Raw genomic sequence first — 312 nt, 5'->3', positions numbered from 1 at the left:
ACCTTCGCCTACGACCCGGCAGGCAAACTGCTGAGCGAAACCGGCTTCGACCGGCAAACCATTCACTACCAGTACGAAAACGGCAGCCAACAGCCGACCCACCGATCCGACGGCGACCGGGTTTGCCGATACGACTACGACCCGCTCGGCCGCCTGAGCGCCCGCCACGCCGCCTACCAGGGTGGCAAGCAATGGCAGACCGAAACCTTTGCCTACGATGGCAACGGCAACCTGCTGCTGGCCACCAACCCGACCTGCAAACTGCAGTGGTTTTACGATGCGGCGGGCAACAACACCCGCGAACATCAGCAC

Annotated in this window: 1 pseudogene; it reads left to right on the top strand. The window is 62.8% G+C overall.

Features of this window, described 5'->3' with window-relative positions:
- Positions 1 to 312 (top strand): annotated as a pseudogene (locus GHO32_RS26290) (hypothetical protein); the annotation flags it as partial.

Source organism: Pseudomonas sp. FSL R10-2189, assembly GCF_009600325.1.
GTDB lineage: Bacteria > Pseudomonadota > Gammaproteobacteria > Pseudomonadales > Pseudomonadaceae > Aquipseudomonas > Aquipseudomonas helleri.
Note: the sequence above shows the minus strand (reverse complement) of the source record. Positions and strands in the feature narration are given on the sequence as shown.